General features: G+C 49.2%; 19 protein-coding genes. 10 read left to right on the forward strand and 9 right to left on the reverse strand.

Annotated elements, in window-relative coordinates; genetic code table 11:
* Positions 1–68: 68 nt before the first annotated feature.
* The 4 genes from C0068_RS15890 to C0068_RS15905 all read left to right on the forward strand — a co-directional run bounded on the left by C0068_RS15890 (position 69) and on the right by C0068_RS15905 (position 3,164).
* Positions 69–689, forward strand: a complete 621-nt coding sequence (locus tag C0068_RS15890; protein WP_103685473.1) for a cytochrome c oxidase subunit 3 — start codon at positions 69–71, stop codon at positions 687–689.
* Between the two features lie 3 nt (positions 690–692).
* On the forward strand, positions 693–977 hold the full coding sequence (locus C0068_RS15895; protein ID WP_103685474.1) for a cytochrome C oxidase subunit IV family protein: 285 nt from the start codon (positions 693–695) through the stop codon (positions 975–977).
* A 103-nt stretch (positions 978–1,080) separates the two neighbouring features.
* Positions 1,081–2,358 carry an OmpP1/FadL family transporter gene (locus tag C0068_RS15900; protein ID WP_103685475.1) on the forward strand — a complete coding sequence of 426 codons (1,278 nt, stop codon included), beginning with the start codon at positions 1,081–1,083 and terminating at the stop codon, positions 2,356–2,358.
* Positions 2,359–2,375: 17 nt separating this feature from the next.
* Positions 2,376–3,164, forward strand: coding sequence for a hypothetical protein (locus tag C0068_RS15905; RefSeq protein WP_103685476.1), 789 nt, complete (start codon positions 2,376–2,378; stop codon positions 3,162–3,164).
* Positions 3,165–3,225: 61 nt separating this feature from the next.
* On the opposite strand, the gene C0068_RS15910 is transcribed toward C0068_RS15905, so the two are convergent.
* Positions 3,226–4,599 (reverse strand): WS/DGAT/MGAT family O-acyltransferase, encoded by a 1,374-nt coding sequence (locus tag C0068_RS15910; RefSeq protein ID WP_103685477.1) that lies wholly within the window; start codon positions 4,597–4,599, stop codon positions 3,226–3,228.
* Between the two features lie 350 nt (positions 4,600–4,949).
* Here C0068_RS15910 and C0068_RS15915 point away from each other — a divergent pair, with 350 nt between their 5' ends.
* From C0068_RS15915 to C0068_RS15930, 4 genes are all read left to right on the forward strand, one after another.
* Positions 4,950–5,561 (forward strand): TetR/AcrR family transcriptional regulator, encoded by a 612-nt coding sequence (locus C0068_RS15915; RefSeq protein WP_103685478.1) that lies wholly within the window; start codon positions 4,950–4,952, stop codon positions 5,559–5,561.
* Positions 5,562–5,716: 155 nt separating this feature from the next.
* The gene (locus C0068_RS15920; protein WP_103685479.1) at positions 5,717–6,478 is read left to right on the forward strand and encodes an SDR family NAD(P)-dependent oxidoreductase; all 762 of its coding nucleotides are present in this window, start codon (positions 5,717–5,719) and stop codon (positions 6,476–6,478) included.
* A 99-nt stretch (positions 6,479–6,577) separates the two neighbouring features.
* On the forward strand, positions 6,578–9,319 hold the full coding sequence (locus C0068_RS15925; RefSeq protein ID WP_103685480.1) for a winged helix-turn-helix domain-containing protein: 2,742 nt from the start codon (positions 6,578–6,580) through the stop codon (positions 9,317–9,319).
* Positions 9,320–9,530: 211 nt separating this feature from the next.
* Positions 9,531–9,734: a ribbon-helix-helix domain-containing protein gene (locus C0068_RS15930; RefSeq protein WP_199176203.1), complete on the forward strand. Its 204-nt coding sequence runs from the start codon at positions 9,531–9,533 to the stop codon at positions 9,732–9,734.
* 308 nt (positions 9,735–10,042) lie between these two features.
* On the opposite strand, the gene C0068_RS15935 is transcribed toward C0068_RS15930, so the two are convergent.
* Positions 10,043–11,611, reverse strand: coding sequence for an acyl-CoA synthetase (locus tag C0068_RS15935; protein ID WP_233208840.1), 1,569 nt, complete (start codon positions 11,609–11,611; stop codon positions 10,043–10,045).
* A gap of 211 nt (positions 11,612–11,822) precedes the next feature.
* Between C0068_RS15935 and C0068_RS15940 the strand changes: the two genes are divergently transcribed.
* Positions 11,823–12,977, forward strand: coding sequence for an acyl-CoA dehydrogenase family protein (locus C0068_RS15940; RefSeq protein WP_199176204.1), 1,155 nt, complete (start codon positions 11,823–11,825; stop codon positions 12,975–12,977).
* Between the two features lie 216 nt (positions 12,978–13,193).
* Here C0068_RS15940 and C0068_RS15945 read toward each other — a convergent pair whose 3' ends face one another.
* Complete coding sequence (locus tag C0068_RS15945; RefSeq protein WP_269844905.1) at positions 13,194–16,553, reverse strand: parallel beta-helix domain-containing protein; 3,360 nt, start codon at positions 16,551–16,553, stop codon at positions 13,194–13,196.
* A 142-nt stretch (positions 16,554–16,695) separates the two neighbouring features.
* Here C0068_RS15945 and C0068_RS15950 point away from each other — a divergent pair, with 142 nt between their 5' ends.
* Positions 16,696–17,715, forward strand: a complete 1,020-nt coding sequence (locus tag C0068_RS15950) for an AraC family transcriptional regulator (RefSeq protein WP_146047913.1) — start codon at positions 16,696–16,698, stop codon at positions 17,713–17,715.
* Between the two features lie 17 nt (positions 17,716–17,732).
* On the opposite strand, the gene C0068_RS15955 is transcribed toward C0068_RS15950, so the two are convergent.
* The 6 genes from C0068_RS15955 to C0068_RS15980 form a co-directional block, all read right to left on the reverse strand.
* Positions 17,733–18,953, reverse strand: coding sequence for a CoA transferase (locus C0068_RS15955; RefSeq protein ID WP_103685482.1), 1,221 nt, complete (start codon positions 18,951–18,953; stop codon positions 17,733–17,735).
* Positions 18,950–20,638, reverse strand: coding sequence for an acyl-CoA dehydrogenase family protein (locus tag C0068_RS15960; protein ID WP_199176205.1), 1,689 nt, complete (start codon positions 20,636–20,638; stop codon positions 18,950–18,952). Before C0068_RS15960 ends, C0068_RS15955 begins: the two co-directional genes overlap by 4 nt.
* Positions 20,639–20,701: 63 nt before the next feature.
* Positions 20,702–21,583, reverse strand: a complete 882-nt coding sequence (locus tag C0068_RS15965) for an HpcH/HpaI aldolase/citrate lyase family protein (protein ID WP_233208841.1) — start codon at positions 21,581–21,583, stop codon at positions 20,702–20,704.
* Positions 21,580–22,446, reverse strand: a complete 867-nt coding sequence (locus C0068_RS15970) for an HTD2 family dehydratase (protein ID WP_103685483.1) — start codon at positions 22,444–22,446, stop codon at positions 21,580–21,582. Before C0068_RS15970 ends, C0068_RS15965 begins: the two co-directional genes overlap by 4 nt.
* Complete coding sequence (locus C0068_RS15975) at positions 22,443–23,954, reverse strand: 3-hydroxyacyl-CoA dehydrogenase (RefSeq protein ID WP_103685484.1); 1,512 nt, start codon at positions 23,952–23,954, stop codon at positions 22,443–22,445. The genes C0068_RS15970 and C0068_RS15975 overlap by 4 nt, the downstream gene beginning before the upstream one ends.
* Positions 23,955–23,976: 22 nt before the next feature.
* Entirely contained in the window at positions 23,977–24,747 is a 771-nt protein-coding gene (locus C0068_RS15980) for an enoyl-CoA hydratase-related protein (RefSeq protein ID WP_103685485.1), read from the reverse strand.
* Positions 24,748–24,876 lie beyond the last annotated feature (129 nt).

A 24,876-nucleotide genomic window follows, 5' to 3' on the forward strand; every position in this document is an offset into this window, starting at 1 on the left:
CACGCGGTATTTGACGGGTCTTTTTAAAGATCCACCCACTTTTGCTCTATTTAAATTAGATAACGATAATGTCGACTTACGAAGATAATATGTCAGCCGTGAAAGAAACTAAGGCAACAGACAAGACTCAAGAAAAGCATATGCCAGGCGACGAAATGATCTGGTTGTTTTTGCTGGGCGATATGGCGTGCTTCTCACTTTTCTTTTGCATGTTTGCCTACTACCGCCTAGACGAAATCGAACTATTTCGTCAGTCTCAGGCGCAACTAGACGTTAATATTGGCTCGATCAATACCTTATTCCTACTGTGTAGCTCTTGGCTGGTGGTAATGGCCCTTAAAGCTGCACGTAAAGGCTTGGCGAAATACGCCTCCTTTTCTATGGCAGGTGCCGCCCTATTTGGCACTGGCTTTGTTATTCTGAAAACCCTCGAATATCAGCACAAAGCGGCATTAGACATAGACTATCTCAGCAATAATTTCTATGTCTTCTACTACATACTTACCGGCATGCACTATTTCCATGTGGTTATTGGTGTACCGCTGCTCATTTATTACGCCGTGTCGCTTTACCGTAGTAAACATATAAGCCAAACCGACGTAGACAATTTGGAAAGCGGCGCACTGTATTGGCACATGGTAGATTTACTCTGGATTATTATTTTTCCTCTCGTTTATTTGATTCCTTAAATTATGCGTAACTTAATTTTTTCAAAAGAAACTGTTATCTGGATCGTACTGATGTTGATCAGTATTTTCTCTTGGGTGGTAGGTATCAACCACGGCATGCTTTTTGAAAAAGCCTTTTTAGAGTCTGCCGCAATTTTGATACTCGCCTTCTTCAAAGTCCGCTTAGTCATCATGCATTTCATGGAAGTCGGACACGCACCCACTACGTTGCGCCTATCCTGTGAAGCTTGGGTCTTTGTAAGCTGTATTGGGCTAATCATTATGACTGGGGGACAAGTTCAGGTTTGATTATGTTCATATTTTAATAAGCAAAATACTACTCGAACTCAATAATACTAAAAATAAAGCCTGCGAATTTCGCAGGCAACAATCGCCACCTAGGATCGCCGATATGAAAACCCCTTATGGCAGAAATTTATTTCTGCTACTGGCAGCGCTTTGTTTATCTCCAATGTCCTTCGCTGCCAATGGCCTATACTTAACCGCCTACGGCGCGGAACAAACCGGACTAGGAGGCGCAGACATTGCCAACTCAGACGACACCGGATCACTTATCGCAAATCCAGCTGGCTTGGCAAATATTGAACTATCCCACTCTGACTATAGCGCAACAGGATTTTCAATAGCGCGAATAGCACACCGCGACGAATACAATCATGACGTTCGGGTAAGCAATGAACTTGGTGGGGTGGTCGGTGCCGGCTACGCGCAGCGATTAGCAGACAAAAATATTGTCATTGGCGCCGGCGTCAATGTTGCCGGTGGACTTGGCTATGTTTACGACAATATAAATACTGCCTTCGGAACCAAGGACGACCTCAATGCAATGTTCTCTTTATTCCGCTTTTCTGGCGGTGCGGCATGGAATATTAGCGAGGACTTAAGACTGGGATTTGTCGTCGCCGCAACCTATGCCACTGCCGAACAAACACTGTTTGAAGACACATCCGTAGCGGACGCAAACCAAACTTTCTTTGGTGTAAAAATCAGAGATTTAAACGGCTGGGGAAGCGATATAAAAATCGGCATGCAATATGATGTTAGTCCCGAGCTCACCGTGGGCTTGAACTACACCAGCCAGTCGAAAATTGATCTAGATGGCGGCAAGATGACCGTCAACTACAACGCCATTGGCAATGGCCGAGTAAAGTACAGCAATGTATCAATGCGCGGATTAGAAACACCGCAGGAGTTTGGGATTGGTGCCCATTGGAAGCTAAAACCAGACTTTGCGATCGCCCTAGAAGCAAATTGGTTTGACTGGGCGGGCGCAACGCGCCGATTAGAAATCAAAGCCAGCAAGCCCAACGGTCCAGCACCGGTAGACTCACTGTCACAAATCAGCTCAGTTAAAATGCACAGCCGTATTGTGTACAGCATCGGAATAGAAAAAACACTTAGCTCCGGCGACATCTTGCGGGCAGGATACTCTTATCACAGTTTAATTATTAATAAATCCAGCTTATCACCTACCTTTGCGCTGACACCCCAGCACGACTACGCGCTAGCGTATGGCACCAAACTTAATAAGCACTGGTTGATGGACATAGCATTTGCGTATCAACCTAGAAAGTCAGTGCAATACAACAATCCCGAGCTTCCATTTGGCGATTCAGTAGAAACCAACGAATCTTTTTCAGCACATTTCACCCTCAGCAAACTACCCTAAGCGTGTAGGTACCTATCATGAATGAAATTGACCTAGTATATACTCAAGCACCCACGGGCTTAATTATGCCCGCCATGCCGCAGTTGATAACAACCTCCGTCTACGGAATCGCCGCCCTCATTTTTGTTATTTTCGCGATTCGCCTTGCAATAAAACAAAAAAGTGCCATTCCAATCTACCTTCTTATCGGCTCTATGCTGACCTTATATTTAGAACCCGTGGTCGATTTACTCGGTAATGCAGTACACCCACAAATCGGCCAATTTAATGTCATTACCACCAACGGCCATCCGGTACCCCTTGCGGTATTAATTGGCTATATATGGTATTTCGCCGCATTGCCGCTGCTGTGCTACCAGAAGATATTAGATCAAAGTCTGAATCAACACTTTGTGTGGAAGAGTTTTGCTGGCGTCATAATAAGTGCCGCACTTGTAGAGCAAATTCCGCTATATTTTGGTGTGTGGGTTTATTACGGCTACCAACCATTTAAAATTGGCTTTATGCCCTCATGGTGGTTTTTTGCAAACACCGCCGCCGTTATTCTGCCCTTCCTTAGCATCTACGCCCTAATGCCCAAATTGCGCGGAGCACAGCAAATTATTATCTGTTTTATTATGCCCTGCGCTGCCTTTATGGGCCACGCCGGCGCGGGCTGGCCTATGTATAATGCACTGGGCACAGACACCGAAACCACATCTTCCACACTCATTCAGTTTGCGAGTATTGCCAGCTCGCTGTTTGCTATTTTAATAGTGTGGACGTATATGCAAATGATTAATCTACCTAAATCTTCAAAAAATTAGCGGGCATAAAAAAGCCGCGTAACGAATAGTATCGATACGCGGCTTTGCAAATGTTGTATAACTACAAACCTAGCGCCTCTTCCAGCTCATTCATTGCCTCACCACTGTATACAGCAATTCGTTGCATAGACGGCAAGCTATCTCGGCAGGCGGTATAACCAATATTAATTTCATCGGCATAACTCGACATAGTGATATTCAAAGCCTGTCCATGAAACAGTACCGACGGGCCGTATATATGTTCAATTCTGGCACCATTAAAATACATACGCTGACGCGGCCCCATCACATTAGAAATAACCAAATTAGATGCTGGCCTTAAATAGCCGCCTAAACCCAAAATCGTTTCGGTAATATAGGGTGCCAATACAATAGAGGTATATGCCTCAATGGCATCTACCGTAAGCGTACTTTGCAATGATTTTGCAGACTCGGTCGACTGGCTTACGGCCTTCAGCCGCGCTAATGGATCATCAAGATCAGTACCCAAGGTCGCGTAAACAAAACTCAGGGCATTGCCAATGGCATCATCACCCGCCGGACGAATACTCACAGGAATCTGGCCCACTAACGATTTCTTAGGCAATACATTCTGCTCGCTCAAATAACGACGCAATGCCGCACCGGTAACCGCAAGAAACACATCGTTAATTTTTACCCCCGCTTTATCTGCAATACGCTTCAATTGCGCCAACTCAAAACGCTGGGTTGCATAGCGACGATGCGGAGAAATTCTGCCATTCAAGACCGACTTTGGCCCTTGATAAGGGGCAAAAAGCGATGAATTAGCATTGAGGTAGGCCTCTTTACCAAGAGTAGACAGTGCGCGGCGAATATTAGACAACCTAGCCCAAGCAGACACTTGGCTTGCAGCTGTCTGCTTTTTTAATTTTGCCGCGGCAAGTTTTTCAGGCGACGACTTTAGGCCAATTGTCCAGGGCGCAGGCATATTTCGCGCATCAGGATCGGTGCTAAAACATTTCGCCATCAACATCGACGCCGCCATACCATCCATTTGGGCATGGTGGAGTTTTAAATAAATCGCAAAGCGACCACCCCCGATGCCTTCAATGACATAACATTGCCAAAGAGGCTTCTTTCTATCGAGTTTATGTGAGTGCAGCCGCGATACCATAATCCCCAGCTCGGCCTCGCCGCCCGGCGCTGGCAGTGCGCTGTGGCGCAGATGGTATTCCATATCGAGTTGATCGTTGGGCGTGATTTCCCAGCGAGGGATAAGCCCCTTGGCCAAGCGATAATTAAACGGCGGTGCAAACGTAAGGGATTTTCGCCACTCAGCAACCAGGCGCTGCACAAAGCCTTCATCACCCTCTGGGCAACTCATAAAGATTAAAGGACCAAAATGCGCAGGCGCTTGTTCTTTCTCGACGTACAACCATGCGGCATCCATTGGGTTAATCGCAACGCGTTCCATAAAACTATCCTTATGTGTTGTTTCGCCGTATTACAGGCTAAATTTAGCTCGGTACCGCTCACCTACCTACAATGCAATACTTTGCGCCAAGCAGTATCGTCGTATTTGACGATATTCAAAATGGCAGGCTCTCCACCCCTCCCGCCAACTACCAGGTAGCTGAAAATACCTGACAGAAACTTTTAAACGACCAAATGTAAAGCCGAAAATATCGACTTTTCTACCTAATCTCGCCTTATTTAAGGTAAAATATTTACATTCGATTCTTATGAAAATAGATCGTGTTGAGAGTCAAACGGCGATACCCTCTCCGCACAGATTTCGCAGTTAATATTAGGTAGGAAACACTATTGTCCACCCGTAAAGCAAGTAACAAGAACGCCAGAAATATCATTCTTGAGGTGTCGACCCAGCTCTTTGCCAGACACGGTTTTGACGGCGTAACCATGCGCCAGATTGCGACCGAATCAGGCTTTTCTATGCCATCAATTTACCATCACTTTGGCAATAAAGAAGACCTATTCAAAGCCGTTGAAGAAGAAATGTACAGTGCTCACGCAGCAAACCTGCTACACCAGATCAACGCCAATGCCACCCCTGAAGAGCGTTTAAATAAATTCCTCTTCGCCATGTTTGAGCGCCTAGACTCAAACCCAGACTACCTAAAACTCCTGCAGCGAAACCTAGTAGACGGCTGGGAAGAAAACCAAGTTTTCCTCGTCGAAATGTCCCTGCAAAACGTAGTCAATGAACTTCGCCTGCTTCTCAATCAATACTCCCCAGGCAAAGGGGATGGCATTACGCCAGTAGCTATTTTTTCGATGATTCTCGGCTTTGTTACCATGACGCCGGTAATACGCCATCTCAAAAATAACGCAGCAAGCATCAGTGAAGACGACCCTCTACAGCGCAAAGTATTCGTCAATGCGGTGATGGATTTCATCAAATCTAACCAGCAATAAATTGCCACCGAGAAAGACCATTTTAGTGCTGTAAGTTGCCAAATCCACACACGATAGCTGCAAACTCGTCGCATCCGACGAGACAGCAAATCTCCTTACTCCTTAGTATTAGGGCTTATTTTTTCACCCCAAAATAAGTGACTCAGGAGACCGTAATGGCTGGGCAAGTTTTGTTTATCACAGGTGCAGGAAGCGGCATCGGTCAGCTCTCGGCAAAACGGGCTCTGCAAAGCGGCTGGAAGGTCGCCGCCGTCGACGTCAACCAGCAAGGTTTAGATGCATTAGGTGCAAACTCCGACACGCTCCTAAAGCTACTCTGCGATATTACCGACCCACTCGCGGTTCAAAGCGCCGTCGAGCAATGTGAAAACATTCTTGGCCCCATCGACAGATTAACCAACGCCGCAGCGATTATGCCCCTGAGTGAAATCATGGATCAGGGTGGCGACATGATCCACCGCATTATGAACATCAACTACGGTGGCATGGTCAACGTCAGCCAAGCTGCTCTGCCCAAAATGCTAGCGCGCGGACGGGGCGAGTTTATAAATTACGCATCAATGGCTGGGCACTGGCCCATTTTATATATGGGCGCCTACAATGCCTCTAAACATGCTGTTGCGGCCTACACCGAAGTACTGTTTCACGAAACCCGCAATAGCGGTGTGCGCATAGTTTGTGTTTGCCCCCCCATTGTGGCAACCCCCCTACTTGAGCAAGCCAAAAGCTGCTGGCCCAAAATTTTTGACATCTTTCCACCCATCACGCCAGAAACCGTTCTCGATGAAATAGAACGCAAATTACCTGGCAAATCGCTGTGGGTATTCCCTGGCCCAATGACCAGAATGAGCTGGATTTTGCGGCGCTGGATGCCAAGTACCGTATGGCGACTGGTGCACCGTATCGAAAAGCGCTGAACGCGTTGACCCCGAGTATTGATTCTGCAAAACTCTTATCACTAAATAACGATGAGAGACACGGAGCTTTAGCCCTAAAAGCGACGCTGCGACCACTACATGAGCAGAAAAAAAGCCAACAACGTGCCCAAAAAAGTAGCGCCGAGCGCCTCGGAAAATACTAGTCAAGCCAATGCCAGCAAACACAATCTCAGCTCTCGTATCGCCAAGGCAAAAACCATTCCGCCACGACGGGCCGCAAACAGCTTAACGCGGCAATGCATCGCAGATTACGAGCAAGACCTAGATGCCAGCCGCCTTGTTGTCATACAAGCGCCGGCGGGCTTCGGCAAAACAACGGCAATGATGCAGCTCGTAGATGCAGATCGCCGAATGGGCAATGCAGTCGCATGGCTGACCTTAGACGACAGCGATAACGACGTATCCCGTTTTTTGCGTGGTTTCACCTTGGCAATGGCAAACGCCAATCCAGAGACTCCCCTACCCGGCACTAGCACCTCTCGCAATGCCGAGCTGGCCAACTGGATTATCGACAGCATTGAGGCTGCCGAAAACCCCACTAGTATTTATTTCGACAATTTCGAAGTTCTGCAAAACCCTGTCGTAATTGGTCTAATACAACGCGGCACCAACTCTTTGCCGCCCGGCTCACGCTGTATTATTGGCAGCAGAAGAAGTCCCGACCTAGGCTTGGCCAAATTGCGCGCCAAAGGTCAATTGATAGAATTCAATGCCAATGATTTACGATTTTCTCAAGAAGAAGCCGCCTCATACCTTAGCTCACAACGCGGCGTTAATCTCAATACCCAGCAGCTAAACCACTTATACAGCAGCACAGAAGGTTGGGCTGTCGCCCTGTCGCTTGCCTCAATGGCACTTCACGGCCGCAGCAATACCGACGAATTCATCAATTCCTTTTCAGGATCTAACGCCGCTGTTGCATCGTACCTCGCCGAAGATGTATTGAGCGCACTACCTGAAGATGTACAAAAGTTTTTATTACAAATTAGTATTTTGGACGAGATCAAAGAAGATTTATGTAACGCCCTCTGCCAACGTGAAGACAGCCTCACCTTGCTACAGCAGCTCTATGAACAAAATATTTTCGTCTCGCTAGCGGATGAGCAAAATCAAGTTTACAGCTTCCATGCGCTTTTCCATGACTTTCTGAGCAACCAGCTCCGCAAGGAATACCCTCAAGAAGTAGCCACCTTGCATGCCCGTGCCGCAGATGTATACCTCGCGGACGACCGCCCCATACCCGGCATACGCCACTGCCTAAAATCGGAACAATATACTCGGTCAATCGAGCTTATTCGGAAAAATACCAAACGCTTTTTAAATGATGGTCGACTGCGTTTGCTCGCCGGATTTCTAGCGCATTTACCCAATAGTGAAATTGAAAACAATCCCGACTTAAAACTGATTAAAGCCTGGAGTACAGCGTTTACCAGAAGCCCGCGAGAAGCGCTGAATATTATTGGTGAGCTCAATCCAGAAGCCTTAACAAATGACGACACCGCTAATCTGATGGTGCTACGACCAATGCTATTAGGCATGATGGATAATATCGACGAAGGTCATCGACTAGGCTTGGACGCGCTGCCCATTGTTAGCAAGGACAATCATTTTGCCCGAGCCATGTTGTCTCAAGCACTGACACAAACCAGTATTATTATGGGCGAGCACGACGCAGCCCGAGGCTATGTAGACCAAGCGCGAGGAAGTGAATCTGGCGGTGCCGGCACCTTTGGCGCCGTGCTCGCAGAATCTGCCGAAGGCTTGCTAGATTTAATGAAGGGCCATTTAAAGCAAGCCACCCAACGCATGCGACATGCAATGGACACATTTTCCGCGTCGCGCAAAGGAGACCGCCGAGGCATTACTCTTGCAGCCATTCAGCTTGGCGAAGCATTATATGAAGCGGATGAAATAGACGAAGCCCGAAAACTATTCGACGCTTACGCACCCCTAGTGCGCGACATCGGTCCGGCAGACGCTCTGATAAGCGCCCACATCCTCCATGCCAGAATCCTTTTCGACACCGATCACGATAGCGCCTTTGAATTATTAACCGAGCTAGAAAATCGAGGTCACGCCCTACAACTTCCTAGAGTAGTTGCCTCTGCACGATTACAACGTGCCAATTTTTGGCTTAGCAATGGCAATATCGACGGCGCCGATGAACAAATTAGACTCGCTGAGCAAGGCTTTAACTGGCCCGATCTGAGCACTCGCTGGTATATCGCCAACGACAGCCTAACACCGGAAATATGCCGCCTACGCTGGAACTTACGCAGCGGAAAAGTGGGGCTGGCACTACCAAAACTCAGAGACGCGCTAAAAGAAGCAGAACGCACCCAGCACGTCAGACGCGCCTTAAAATTAAGAATTTTACTCGCCGAAGCCCAGCACGAAGATGGTCAGCGCAATATGGCGCTTCGCACAATGGGTCGCGCCGTACGTATGGCAAATGAAGAAGGCTTTATACGCACATTTATAGAAGAAGGGCCAAAAGTCACGTCACTATTGCGCGACATGCAGCAACAGGGCTCAGACGCTGACTTCTCTTTAGGGGAGAATCTAGAACGGCGGCTTTCCAGCCTTTCGCAGCAAACCAATGCCGCCGTCGGAAATATGCCCGCCGACCCACTAACACCCAAAGAGCTACAGGTCTTGGCACTACTAGCCGAAGGTCTATCTAATATTGCAATGTCAGAACGCTTATTCGTTTCTGAATCAACGGTTCGCACCCACCTCCGTAGCATCAACCTCAAATTAAACGCAGGTAACCGCACCGAAGCAGTAGTGATAGCACGCCGTATGGGCTTAATCACTTAAGTACGCGCAACGCGTGTTAAACAAAGCCTGCGCAGCGCATCCAAGTAGTGGTGATTTATTCTCTAAATCACATGAGTAAACCTAAAGTCGCAGCTAGATTGATTTGTGGCTAGGCAGCAGCATGATCATGTCATACCTTTCGGATTACCTAAGGATCCGCCATGAGCATGCATCGAAAAATAATCACACTAACAGAACAACAAGAAACTTGGTGAAGCGTCAGATTGATGATGGCCAATTCGGCAACGACAGCGAATACATCTGCCACCCCATCAGGCAAGATCAGCATTCCCAAGAGCGCCTTTTCGAATTTAGACAGGCACTTAAGAAGGGTGAGGCCAGCGGTAAATCGCGCCCGCTAGATATGTCTGCTGTTAAAAGAACTGGACGTAAACTTATCAAAGCTGCTGACTAGAGCGCGGCCTTGAAATAGCGCCAGAGACGGAATCTGATCTCGTCGATATTTAGCTCTACACTTGCGCCGAGTGGGGTGTTGATCAAGCGGATAAGTAATTGGATCAAATAAAGTGGGCCGAGGAAGCTCCAGATTTTGATGACGATACCGTTCTGAAAAATGTGTAAGCGGGCGTTTAAAATTGCAGAAAACCGCTAACTCCCGTTCAGTTTTAAGTTTTTACCGTCCTGCAATTTCCCAATCAACCAGCGCTTATTCACTCCAAAACCGCTACAGCATTTTAGAGTGAACAGCGCCGAACTTTACCGCTATTGCGCCAGCTTGCGGTACTCATCAATGAGCAAACGCTTTAGCAATTTGCCATTTGGCTCGCGTGGCAGCTCAGCGCGAAAGTCGATTTCTCGCGGGCACTTGATTGACGACAATTGCTCGCGACAGTAGTCCTTAAGCTCTTCTACCAAGGCATCGCTCGGCTCAATGCCCGGCTCCAGTTGCACCACCGCGCGTACTTCTTCGCCAAAATCAGGATGTGGTGTACCGATAACGGCAACATCATAAATTGCTGGATGACTAATCATCCAGTTTTCGGTTTCTTGCGGGTATACATTCACGCCGCCAGAAATAATCATATTGCTCTTGCGATCGGTGAGGTACAAAAAGCCTTCTTCATCTAAATGGCCAATATCGCCTACGGTAGACCAGCCTTTATCGTTGAAGGCTTCAGCAGTTTTCGACTCATCATTGTGATAGCTAAATTTCGTGCCGTCGGCAAAATACACCAAGCCGTCTTCGCCAGCCGGTAATTCATTGCCCTCTTCATCTAGAATATGTGGCACGCCTAGTAGTGGCCGCCCCACGGTGCCCGGATGATCGAGCCACGCCTTGCTATCGGTAAAGGTCATGCCGATCGCCTCGGTGCAGGAGTAGTATTCAAAAATAATTGGCCCCCACCAATCGATCATGGCTTGCTTGGTGGCAATAGGGCACGGCGCTGCCGCGTGAACCGCCACTTTTTGTGACGATAAATCGTAGCGATCTCTGACTTCTTTCGGCAAACCCAAAATTCTATGGAACATCGTTGGTACCCACTGACTATGGGTAACACCGTATTTTTCGATAGCCGCCAAAGCGCCCTCGGCATCGAATTTTTCCATAATAATCACTGTGCCGCCTAGGGTGGTCACGCCCTGCCCCCACTTCATCGGCGCGGCGTGATAATGCGGTGCGGGTGAAAGGTAAACAGAATCTTCGCCAACCCCAAAACCTCTTTGCATCAAGGTGGCAATCATAGACGAACTACCCAAAGGCAAGCCGGTCATCGCTGGCTTAACGCCTTTTGGCTTACCTGTAGTGCCCGATGAATACAGCATTTCGCTGCCCTCAAAGGTGCCTTTAATTGGGCTGGCTTCAAAGGCGGAAATCGCATCATCCAAGACTTGCAATCCGGCCACTGGGTCTAAACTATAAATGCGCGGTGGGTTCTCAATACCGCGAATCGCGTCCAATACGGGGCCAGCGGTTTTAGCACTAACAATAAGCACCTTTGCTTCACAATCACTTACAATATACGCCGCTTCAGCAGGCGTCAGACGCGTACTAACAAAGGTATAGTACAAGCCGGCGTAATGAGCGCCCCATTGCACGGCTGGGCATTCCAAACGATTTTCGAGCATATAGGCAACGTGCTCACCGGTCTTTAGCCCCAACCACTGGTACATGCGGCCTAGGCGGTTTGCAAAAGCATCTAGCTCGCCATAACTCATACTTTGGCCAGATTCAGCCATCGTCACCGCTGCCTTATCAGCAAGACGTGGCAGTAAACCGCCTGGGAACGCAGTGGCTGGCGATGGTGTTTGTTGTGCTTGTTCTTGTTTCAAAGCGGACCTCCCACAAAAACCTTGTGGCTATTTGACTAAGTGATAACAATGTCGAAATTCTTTGGTCATTTCTTACGTTAAATAGACCGAATCGCAGTTACATTGATTCTTAGCAAAATACACCAAGAAGGAATCGTCGGAAGCGACGATAACAGCATTCCAGTGGCGACATACCATAGATACATGTCTCACAACATGTATAACTAAGCCCATGATGATAGAAAATTACCGCCCAAATTGGATGGACGAAGAATTAGACGCTGTTCAAGATATGACACGCCGCTTCGTTGCCGAACACATTACCCCAAAGCAAGAAAAATGGTACGAGCAAGGTTATACAGACCGCGAAGTCTGGCTAAAAGCGGGTGAACTCGGCATTCTTGCCCCAGATATTTCAGCCGAATACGGCGGCTCTGGCGGACACTTTGGCCATGAAGCGGTTATCGGCCACGAGCTATGCGTCTCGGGTGATAGTAGCTGGCGCACCTGTAAGCAAATTCATGTTATTGCGGCCCACTATATTGAGCGCTACGGCACCGAGGAGCAAAAACAACGCTGGCTCCCAGGTATTTGCAGTGGCGAATTAATCGCGGGCATGGGCATGACCGAGCCCGACGGCGGCACTGATTTACAAAACATGCGCACCAAGGCCATTCGCGACGGTGACAATTACCGGATCAGCGGCTCAAAAACCTTTATCACCAACGGTTCAACCGCCGACATCTTAATTCTGGCGACAAAAACCGACCCCAGCCAAAAAGCTAAGGGCGTTTCACTCTTCATTTTTGAAACCAAAACCCCAGGCTTCAGCGTGAGCAAGCGCCTGAAAAAAATTGGCTTGCACGGCTCCGACACCGCAGAATTATTCTTCGACGACTGTGTTGTGCCAGCCGACCGTTTACTCGGCGAAGTAGAAGGCAAGGGTTTTTATCAAATGATGCAAGACCTTACCTATGAGCGGGCATTAACTGGCGTGAATTGCGCTGCGGTCATGGAGCACGCTCTTAACGTCTCTGCAGAGTACGCCCACGAGCGCAAAATGTTTGGCGGTAAATTAATAGACTTGCAAAACACTCGCTTTGTACTGGCCGAGGTAAAAACCCAAGCAACGATTGCACGGGTTTTTGTCGACTTTACCGTTGAACAAATGATCAAAGGTAATATGACCAGCGACCTCGCCTCCATGAGTAAATGGTGGATGAGTGACACCCACAGCGAAGTGATTAACCGTTGCTTACAACTCTTCGGTGGCCACGGCTATATACTCGAATACCCAATTGCGCGTATGTATGTCGATGCTCGTATTGAGTCTATTTACGCCGGCGCCAATGAAGTACTAAAAGACCTCATTGGGCGTAATATCTAAAGCCTCACTCCACCACTATTCGTCGGCGAAGCTAAATAAGTACGACGAATAGTGGCCACAAACTCCCCGCCTTATTTTTATCTATTCCAGCACCAAGCTTAGTCCTATTTTAAGTGCCAGTAATTTGTGCGGCTCGCGACGCCATCGACAAAATGCATAGCCACAACAAAAAACGCCACCCGAAGGTGGCGTCGTTAATCTCGCAGTAAATTCGCCTTAGAGGAAACCACCTACAGGTAGCAAATCACCTAAAGGTAAGCACTGCCCGCCGATAAGCGGAATTTCATCAGGAGCACACAGGCCGCCGCTGCTTCCGCCGCTACTGCTGGTATTACAGGCGTCGGCGTTATCGTAGCTGCTGTCTACAACATCGTTAATCCACTTGGTAACCAAGTCAAAGGCTGCGCCGTGAACAGTGCTCCGCGCAATGGGCGGCATACGCGACGCTAGCGTCGTCGCTTCGGGCCCTAAGCGGTAAGGCAAAATAGATTCCGCCGCGTTTCCTGGCACGATGTCATATTCACGACCGCCTCTACCTTCGGTGCCACTCGCGGTTGGGCCTTTGCATATACCAAAGGTATCGTTTACTGAGCGGAATACATCGAGGTAAAAACCAGTATTCTGTGCCAAACCACGCGGGTTGTGGCAGTGCGCACAGTTCACCTCTAAGTATGAACGAACACGCGCTTCAATATCTTGGTCACTGCCGGCGGTAAAGCCAGAGTCACCAGGAACATTGAAGATTGGGTTACGCTCTACCGCTTTCAAATACGAGGTAGCCTGATCAAGCTCAAGATTACTTGGGCAGTTTTTCATTAGGCCGTTTTGGCACCAGTAAACCAGCTGATTTTTGCCATTCACAGGATGCATATCCATGCCTGTTGGCAACGACGATTCACTCACGTAAGGACGGTTTAAATTACGTGCCTTCGGCCCTATCGGTGCTGCGCCAGTTTCTGCATCGTCATTGGCGTGACAGCTCTGGCACTGGTTTGCATTCGGGAGTGTGTAAGCATCGGTCGATCCAACATAATGCTCACCACTATTCACATCATGGTAATTCCAACTAGCACTTATAACGGCACCCTGCTGCTTCAAGCGCGCCACTTTCTGACCGTTTTCTTCAAACCACTGGTATTCCAAACCTTCCCAATATAACTGGCCACCACTGGTTTGACGTTTAATAATCAAACGCGTTTCCGCGGCGTACTCGCTTTGGCTGGGCTCGTCAGTAAAGGAAAAGGTCTTCGCTAAAATAGTGCCGACTGGGAACAAAATTGCCGCATTGGCGCTGTCATTTCCATCGCGGTAAATAGCCTGTTCACCCTCAGGAATATAGGCCACACGATACTTGGTGGAATAGTCAGAAAAGAGCTTGGTATTTAGAACAAAGGGAACACCTTGTCCATTTGGCAAACTCGTTGGATCTTGCGGATCACTGAATAAATGATACTGATCCAAACGCGGACAATTTACACGGTAGGCATCTGCATTGATCTCGCCTTCAGGCACATCGAGCCCACAAAGCTGATCAATAAGTGCCTGTGATGGCGCAGGGTCAATGTTTCCAGACGGAACAAACTCCGGTATTACAATAGGCGGTAACGCTGCCATATTACTACCGTAGGCATCATCACAGAGGTGTGGAATTATATCGGTATCCACTGGGAAGTTAGGAAGACTAGTAAGAATGTCTAAGATGTCTTCTGGGCCTGACGGTGGCAGATATAACAATGCCTCTAGACCTTCAGTACCGTGGAAATTAGCGAAGGTAGCGCTATCGCTGTCAAAATTATTGCTAGTATCTATACAGGAATACCACCACAGCGGCTTTTTACGTTCACCAGCCTCATTAAATTTATAGGCATTGTAGCGGCAAGACGGGTTGGGGTACTGATTACCTGAAATAGGCTTGCCTTCCGCATCTGCAGGAACGGGATCACCCTTGCTGTCAGTTGGGTAAGGACAGTCAGCGCTGTATTCGTCTTCATAGCCATCCCATGCGATATGGGCACCACGATACTGCCCAGCCCCAACTAACATTTTTAGACCGATTAACATTGGGAATGCTGACGTGACCTGTTCCCCGCCGGTATCGATAATAGCGGCAAAATCTGGCAGAGGCAGATCGTTACCATTATTTTTAAAGGTGTTATTCCAAATGTGCACACCTTCGCTATATAAATCCATTCGACGATCACCAGGCACGCCAAATAGTTTATAACTCGTGTGCACAATACCGGCAGTACCGTTGTTTTCGAAGGTATTCTCAAATATATCGATTTTGTCGTAACCCATAGTCAACATACCAGTACCGCGAGGTACGTTTGATACGATGCTACCGGGCTCGGCAAAGTTATAGGTGTTGTTATTCCGCGAAATATTGCCGTACATACGCGTGCGGCTACCATAGCGAGTTAAGCCGTCTAGGTCATAAACCAAGAAGCCGCCGGTATTACACTCCGACACATTGTCTACGTACTCACCGCCGCGAACGTTTTCTATTTCAAAGCCGAATACATTATAAGCTGAACGACTCTTACGAATAATGGCGTTATCAGTCTGCCCCACATATATACCAGCGTCGGACGCACCAACCGACTCAGCAAACTCAACCAAAATATTCTGTGAATTCACGGGGTAAATACCGTAGCGGCCAGACAGCTTACTTACGGTGTAATCCGGTGAGGTGGTGTCAGTCTCTAAGGGATTAGGATTATCAGGGTTGTGACGAGCAGGGTCGGTACACGCAACATTCAACTTGGTTTTATAGTTCGCTGCGGTAATTGTATCTTCGCCAGGTAAGTTGCGGCCGCTAGACCAAAATGCGCGAACGCGACGCAGTGTACCGTGATCCACCCCCTGCAATTTAAATGCATCACCAGGCGAATCGAGAACCGTTAAATCTTCAACAGTGATTCCACGCACGGTGGTAGCCAAAAACCCTTCCTGTGAACCACTGTTCTTGAAAGAAAGTACGGTTTTATCCATACCTTGGCCTTTTACCAAAATATCTTCGGTACCTGAGATCTGGATACCCGAGGTCAGCTCAAAATAGCCTTCGCCAAACTCAATAACATCCTTTGGCTTAACCTCGATCATCGCCAATAGCATCTCGTTAGACGCATTTGGGCCGGATTCAATAAAGAATGTTCTACCCTGGGCACCACCAGTATCGGGATTACCACCAGTGTCTGGATTACCGCCAGTATCGGGATTACCGCCAGTATCGGGATTACCTCCGGTATCGGGATTACCTCCGGTATCGGGATTACCACCGGTATCGGGATTACCGCCAGTGTCTGGATTACCGCCAGTGTCTGGATTACCGCCAGTGTCTGGATTACCGCCAGTGTCTGGATTACCGCCGGTATCTGGGTTGCCACCGGTGTCTGGATTACCGCCGGTATCTGGGTTGCCGCCGGTGTCTGGATTACCACCTGTATCTGGGTTGCTTCCTGCGTCTGGCGTATTACTAGCTTTAGTAGAAATACTATTCGAGCCTCCGCAGCCGACCAGTACTAGCACTAAGGCTACTAGGATAACTCTCATTAAGTCTTTACTTAGCTTCTGCATTTCTTCAAGCCTATAATCAATTGCGAAGCAGAGCGGCTTATCGTTATTGTCCACCACTTCTACTCTGGTATTCCCCAAACTCCTATGCTAGCAAGTATAAATTTGCGTACAATGGAAATTCGTGTCGACTACAGGTTAATTCGTGACAAAGCACGCACACTCAATAACAACAAGCCTGCCATGGGCACAAATGACCGCCCAAGTCATTGCAGAAGGCGCTAATGTAAATCGCGAGCACCTATTTAAAGAAGCTAAGCTAGAAGCTAATGCGTGGCAGTTGCTCACAAGGGTAAACCAAGACGATTTGACCGCCCTATGGAAAGCGGCAGATGACTTGGGAGCACCACCAGATATCGGGCTCGGTGTATTAAAGCATTTCCACTTTCGCACCTTAGGCCCCCTCGCCTTTAAAATGATGGTCGCGCCTACCTTCCGGCAATCGATTCTAGAGGCACTCCACCAAATTTCGCTGGTTAGCGAGGTATGGCGATTTGCACTGACTGAGCAAAATGCGCTCGGGGTAATGAAATTTCGGCTTTCTAATCCCGATATGGAGATCACCCATCATTCCTACGACGCCTTTATCAGCGCCTGTACACGAATGATGCAAGACTGCTTTCCCGTGGAAATCTACAAATTTTCGGAAATCTGGTTTGCCCACGCAGACTTCGGCCTTAGGGAAAAATACGAGCGACAATTAGGCTGCCACTGCAAATTTAATATGAACGAATATGCACTATGTGTAGACGCCAGACTGCTCGACATTCCATTGGCCTCTGCCGACACCGAGCTGTACGAGTCGCTGGACTATCGTCTCGACCACCAAACACGCAATCTGAAAAATTTAAGCGAGAATATCGAAAGAGCTATTCTCGCTCTTATCGATCAAGGTATCACCCCATCTCGCAATACCGTAGCGGGTAAATTGGGTTTGGGCGAACGCACCCTACTACGCCGGCTAAAGGAAGAAGAATTAACTTATAAAGAAATACACGAACAGGTATTTGAGAAACTCGCGCGGCAATGGCTGCAGCGCGGTGAATCGATGAATACGATTGCAGAGCGACTTGGCTACGCCGACGCGGCATCCTTCAGAAAAATGCTCAAACGCAGAACGGGATTGAGTATTCGTGAATTAAGAGGACTCGACGCCAGCGACTAAGATAAGAACATTATTCGCTATGACGCCGGCCCCGCCACAATTCCAGAATCATAATAACGACCATATTCAGCCGAGCTTAGGCCCAGAACGTCGCACAATACCGACTCGGTATGAGCGCCCAAAACTGGCGCGGGTTTAGCGCCGTCACGCCCACTGCCGAAATTAAGTGGAATTGAGGGCGATAAAATAGTGCCTACCCCAGCCTGCTCAACCTTATTGAACATGGGATTTTTTTCAGAGCAAGAATCATCGGTTTTCACCATCTGACTTACCGACTGATAGCGCCCCCAACAGACGCCATTGGCATCGAAGGCTTTAGCAACGTCAGCAAAAGGTCGCGCCTTAATCCATGGGCCGACTAATGCCGCAATCCCTTCGCGAGCTTTAAAGCGCTCACCTTCCAAATCGAGGTTTACACCCAAGTTAGCCGCCAATTGCTTAATTTGCTCAGCGATATCACAGGCATTTACCAAGGACTGCCACTGCTTCTCAGAAAGACCAACAACCATCACCCGCTCATTATCGGCTGTAAGAAAATCGCGACCGAAAGCACCGAATAAGTCGTTGCCACAGCGCTCGCGCTCTACACCCAACTCTGCTTCGGCGATAAATCCAAGATGCCCCATCACCGCCAGCGCCACATCTTCCAAAGGCAGTTTAACGTGCTGGCCTTCGCCCTTGCGGCTGCGATGACGCTCTGCCGCTAACAAACCCACCGCCGCCATTTGACCGGTAATCAGGTCCCAGGCCGGCAGCACGTGATTCACCACACCCTCGTAACCCTGTGGGCCAGTCAACATTGGCAGACCAATAGCAGGGTTTAAGGTGTAGTCAACGGCAGATCCGCCGTGGCGGTCGCCCTGTATGGTGAGCTGAATCAAATCTGCGCGACGCTTACTCAGCTCTTCGTAAGACAACCACCCCCGCGCAGGGAAATTGGTCAGCAACATACCGGCATCATCGCCATCGGCACTAATAAGCGCCTGTGCCAATTCACGACCCTCAGGCTTGGCAATATCAATCGCCACTGAGCGCTTGGATTTATTTAAACCAGCCCAAAACAAACTTGTATTGTCTTTGGTTACCGGCCAGCGTCGATAATCCAAACCACCCTGAGGGCGGTCGATACGAATCACATCGGCTCCCATCTGCGCCAAGGTCATGCCGCCAAGTGGCGCGGCAACAAAAGCAGATAGCTCCACCACCCGCATACCACTGAGAATACCGCTGCTGATCATGCCGCCTGCTCCTTTAGCGCCGCCTCAAGCAAGCTGCGAGCGATAACTTTGAGAGCCAGGGTTTCTTCCGCACCTTCAAAAATCGATAAAACCCGCGCATCCACAAAGTAGCGACTTACCGGCATTTCTTCGGCGTAACCCATACCACCGTGAATTTGTAGGGCTTCGCGGGTAACAAGTTCGGCAGAGCGACAAGCAAACAATTTAACCAAGCTGGCTTCCATGCGACCGCCGCCCTGATCTAATAATTCAGCAATCGAATACGCCAAATGACGACTAGCAGAATAACGCGCTGCCATTTTGGCGAGTTTCGCCGAGGTTAGGGAGTAGTCAATAAGCGGTGAACCAAATACCTTGCGCTCTTCAGCGTAGCGCAAGCCCGCCAACAGCGCTGCCCGCATCACCCCACTAGCACGGGCAGCGGTTTGCATACGCCCACCCATCATGCCCGCCATGGTGTAATAAAATCCTTTGCCCAAGCCGCCTTCTTCACCAATGACGTTGGCGTCGGGTACAAAATAATTTTCAAAGGACACATCAAAGGAATGCATGCCACGATAGCCAATGGTTGGAATCGCGCGGCCAATAATGCGCCCGCCACCCTCTTGAACGTGATCGAACTCATGGCCTTCAAAAGATGGCTTTTCAGCCAACAATAAACTCAAACCTTTATAACCTTTGCTCTTATCTGGATCGGTGCGGGTGACCACCATCATCACCCCAGCCTTACCGGCAAAGGTACACCAGGTTTTAGCGCCATTAAGTAACCAGCCACCCTCGCAGCGGGTACCTCGCATTGTTAAGCTCGCAACATCTGAACCGTAGTCGGGTTCAGTAATGGCGATACCACACAGCGGATTACCCTGCGCAATACGCGGCAACCAATCTTTCTTCTGAGCCTCTGTACCGCCAGCCAACAAAGCGCGAGACAATATTTCTGGCCGCGTAATTAAACTGCCAGCCGCCGCTAATGACGCTTCTGACAAGGCTTCTGTCACCACTACCATCGTCATATTGTCGTCGCGATCATCCGGTGCGCTGCCGCCGTATTGCTCGGGAATCGACAAACCAAATACCCCCATCTCCCGCAGCGGTTGCAATAACTCAGCTTCTGGAACGATAAGGTCGTGGCGATGAATTTCTTCCGCCAAAGGTGCCACCGCTTCGCTGGCAAAACGGCTGAACATATCCTGCACCATCGTCAGGTCTTCGTTCAGGCTAATGCGCGCTATCTGGCTAGGGTCACGGGACAAAAGCTGGGCGGTTTCCAATAGGAAACTGTCCGACAGCGCAACACGGCGCAGGGTGCGACTGCTGGCATCGGCATGAACCGCACTGAGCTTGTCGTCTGGCAAATTCAAATCTAGCAAAATGGATTCTAAGCGATCGCGAATTAAGGTCAGCGCTTCGGCAACAAATACCATCGCTAAACGCTGCTCTAGCTCACTGCTCTGCTCCCCCAATACGGCAACAGCGCGTTCCGCCGCCAACAACTCTGCATTAGCCCACGCCAGCTCAAAGCTAGATACTTGCTGCGCATCTAATTGGGCACTGCTTAATGTGCCATTTTCGGTGCAGCGCTGCGCCAACGCAGAAGTGGCAACAGCCAAAACGCTGCGTAAACTTTGCAGCAGTGTCGCTGTGTTAGTTGCACTGGGTAAATCTGCCATCGAGTGTTTATTCATGCTATGCAAGCGCCTGTTTCACACAGGTCGCCTCCTTGACGTAATTTCTGTAAGCGTAATAAATCAGCGGTTCGCAATGGCGTCTGCGCGCCGCAGCAATTCTTCGGCACGAGCGACCACTGGAGGATCGACCATTTTGCCTTTGTAGGCAAAGGCCCCACGGCCTTCTTCGCTGGCGGTTTTAAATGCCGCTAACAAGCCCTGAGCGTGTTCAATATCGTCTGCCGATGGCGAAAAGCCTTCATTCAGCATTACTGCCTGACTGGGATGAATACAAAAAGCACCCACAAAACCCATTTGGCTTGCCAGTTTCACGGTGCGCGCAAACGCCTCTGCATCGCTATAATCTGCAATAGATGCTGGAAAACCAAAGGGCAAAATCCCTGCACGGCGGCAGGCAAAGGTGACCATTTGATTAGGCGCAAATAAAGTTTCGGGGATAGGTGCCATACAGGCCGATGCCGAAAAATCCTCAGAACCCAAACTCATGCCTAATAAGCGACTAGAAGAAGCCGCGATGTGATCTAAATTCGGTAGCGCACGCACGTCTTCAATCTGCGCAATAATTAAAGTATGGCCAATGGAAAGACCCAATTTTTTTTCTAAGGTGTCGAGTTTCGCAGACACCGCCTCAACAATCCCGGCGTCATTCACCTTGGGCAGTACAATGGCGGCAAGTTTGGGATGCACTACCGCTTCTAAATCTGCGTTGAGATTATCGGCGTCGTTATTTACCCGAACCAATACACCAACATTATGCGCGGCAATCGTCTCGGCACCGGCGGCCACCATCGCTCTTGCTTCAGCTTTTTGGTCTAGTGGCACACTGTCTTCTAAATCTAATATACAAGCATCAGCGCCACGGGTATGAGCCTTGGCAACAAACTTCTCAACATGGGCGGGAAGAAACAGCATTGAGCGCCATACCGGCATTGCACGATTCATTTCTCTTCCCTCAATTGTACCTGCGCGGTCATACCAATAAAGCCATCATGGCTTCTCGTCCACAGCGACAAACTATTACCATCGCGCTTGCCGCACACGGTAAATTTATCAATGTCAAAGCTGGGGCGCTGGGCACGAAACTGAAACGTCTCCATTTGCGCTTGCGGAATATTTTGCGCGACAAGCTCAGCTAACAGAGTTGCTAACAGTGGACCGTGTACCACCAAGGCGGGATAAAACTCGGTATTTACTGCATAATCGCGGTCATAATGAATACGATGACCATTGTAGGTAAGCGCAGAGTATCTAAAGAGCAGTACCGGGTCTGGTGTAATTTCCTTCTGCCAATCTGCGTCGAGTGCCGCGGCTTCGCCTGCCGGTAATGGAGCCGCCGCCGTTGGCATATCGCGGTAAACAATATTTTGCTGTTCGCTTAAACACAGCTCACCATCTTGACGGGTATTGTGCTCAACGGTCACAAAAAGCAGTGTGCCGCTTTTACCACTTTTCAGATCGACTGACTTAATAGTTGATGTTTGCTCGGCAGACTTGCCTATGATGAGCGGGCGACTGACCTCGAATTTACCCGCCGCCCACATCCGTCTTGGCAGCGGCGCAGGCGGTAAAAAGCCACCTGTTTTGGGATGGCCGTCCACACCTGTTTCACTTGCCAATGGCGTATCAACAAAATACAGCCACTGCCATGCTGGCGGCAATACATCGCCAGCTTGCAAACTACTCTGACGATCTAACGCTGCCGCCAGTGCCTGAGCCTTAAATGGGCTAAGGTCATCTTGACGAACCCGCTCCTTTCCAATCCAGGTTTTTAAAAAATCGATATCGATGGCATTGTTCTCACTCATATGCGACTCGCCTCAGGAGTAAGCAAGGACACACCCAGCGTCACACGGCGACTTAACCACAAGCTAGGACGGTAGCGCATATCGCCGGTCTGAGCTTGCATCGCGTCTAAAATCATTAGAATACGTTCGCCGCCGATTTTCTCGCCAATACTTAATGGACCAGCGGGATAACCCAAACCAATACGCACCGAATCTTCAATGTCTTCCACACTAGCAATACCGCGCTGAGCAATATTCGCAGCGATATTCACAATGGTTGCCAGAATGCGTTGAGTTACAAAACCGGGGCTGTCATTAATAATGGTGACATCACCGCCTTGTGCTAGCAGAGCATGTGCGGCATCGCGGGTGGCCACTTCAGTAATTGGGCTGATCATCAGTGTGCGGCGCTTAGCTAAGCCCGGCAGCGGATCAACAGCAACGGTATAACGCGCATCTAAATCGTGCTCGGTACAATAGCTAGTGACATCCCAACCCCAAGGCTGAATTAAAATTAGCTCAGCATGTTCAGGGGCATCGCACACTTGCGCACCACCTTCTTGAACCAGAGACAGCAGTGAATCGTGGTCATCAGCAACAGGATCAATCCACACTTTTAGGCCAGCAACTAATTCTGGTACTGCCGGTTTAGGCGTATCGACACGCTGATTATTTTCATAGCAATACCAACCCTCGCCGCTTTTACGACCAAGCAATCCGGCCGCAATACGTGGCGCCACTAAAGACGAAGGACGGAAACGCGGCTCTTGCTGAAACTGCTCGTAAATAGATTCCATCACCTTGCCAGACACATCCAAGCCAGTAAGGTCTAATAATTCAAAAGGCCCCATTTTAAAACCGGCGGCTTCCCGCATCAGGGTATCAACATCCTGCACCGACGCGCATTGATCTTCGATAATGCGCAAACCTTCGGTATACAAACCTCGACCGGCGTGGTTTACCAAAAATCCAGGCTGATCGGCGGCAATAACGGCGCGATGACCCGCGCCATCAATAACCTTTTTCAATGCACTTACGGTGTCTTGCGAGGTGCGAACAGCGGCAATAATTTCTGCTACTTTCATTAAAGGTACGGGATTAAAAAAGTGTAGACCTGCCACTCGCTCAGGATTTTTACACTCGGCGGCAATATCGGCCACCACCAGCGACGAGGTGTTGCTGGCGATAATCGCATCACTTGCCAACACCTCTTCTAGCTGCGCAAACAAACTGCGCTTAGCAGAAATTTCTTCAATGATCGCTTCAATCACTAAATCGCATTGTGCTAAATCAGCGAGCTGATCGCAGGGGTGAATACGGCTAATTAGTTCGTCGGCTTGTTCACGGGTCTGGCGGCCTTTTTCAACACCGCGCTCAATCAAGCCAGTGATAAAATCCATGGCTTTCGCAACCGCGCCGTCCCAGGCATCAAAGCAATACACCTCGTGTCCAGCTTGGGCAAACAACTGAACAATGCCGCGCCCCATTGTGCCAGCACCAACTACACCAATTCGCTGTATATCCTTCATTCTACCGCCCTTAATCTTTGTCCTATTTGCCCGTAAAAACCGCTTTGCGTTTTTCTAAAAACGCCGTCATGCCCTCGGTTTTATCGTCGGTATCGAACAATAATAAAAATTCGCGATTTTCTAAATTAAGCGCAGCATCTAAAGGCAAATCTGCCCCTGTCGCCAAGGTACGTTTAATCGCACGAATCGCCTTAGGTGGCATTTTACTCGCCGATTTTGCTAGCTGCTGCGCCCTAAGCAATGCTTGGCCATCTTCAGCTAAATCACTTATCAAACCCAGTTGATAAGCGCGCTCGCCGGTAATGGCTTCGCCGCTCATTAACATCATACTGGCAACCGCCTTGCCCACAGCGCGAATTAAACGCTGAGTACCACCTGCACCGGGCATAATACCCACTCGGGATTCCGGCTGGCCAAAGCGAGCGGTGGAATCGGCCACGATCATGTCGCACATCATAACCAGCTCACAGCCTGCGCCTAATGCGAAGCCACTGACCGCTGCAATAACCGGCTTCTGCGCTTTTGCCAATGGCGCCCAATATTGACCTAGGTCAATCTCGGCTACATCCTGCGAACCTTTGTCAGCCAGTAAATTTAAATCCGCACCCGCCGCGAATACCTCATTGCCACCGGTAATGACAATGGCGAGAATGGCGGGATCTTTTTCAAGCTCTGTCACCGCAGCAGCAATGGCGGCGCGCAGACTTAAATCCAGCGCATTACGTTTTTCAGGGCGGTTCAAGGTTATTGTTGCCACCGCTGCGTCGCGGCTGATTAATACGGCTTCGCTCATAATTTACCTTTTAACTACATGACTATGGCGCGATATTACAATGCGACGCACACCATCTTGCCGCGCTAGCTGCGCAACGGTACTCGCTAACACGCAAGCTGAGCTGGTATGAGTATTTGCTGCGTTTGT

Source organism: Zhongshania marina, from assembly GCF_002915595.1.
In the GTDB taxonomy this organism is placed as follows: domain Bacteria; phylum Pseudomonadota; class Gammaproteobacteria; order Pseudomonadales; family Spongiibacteraceae; genus Spongiibacter; species Spongiibacter marinus_B.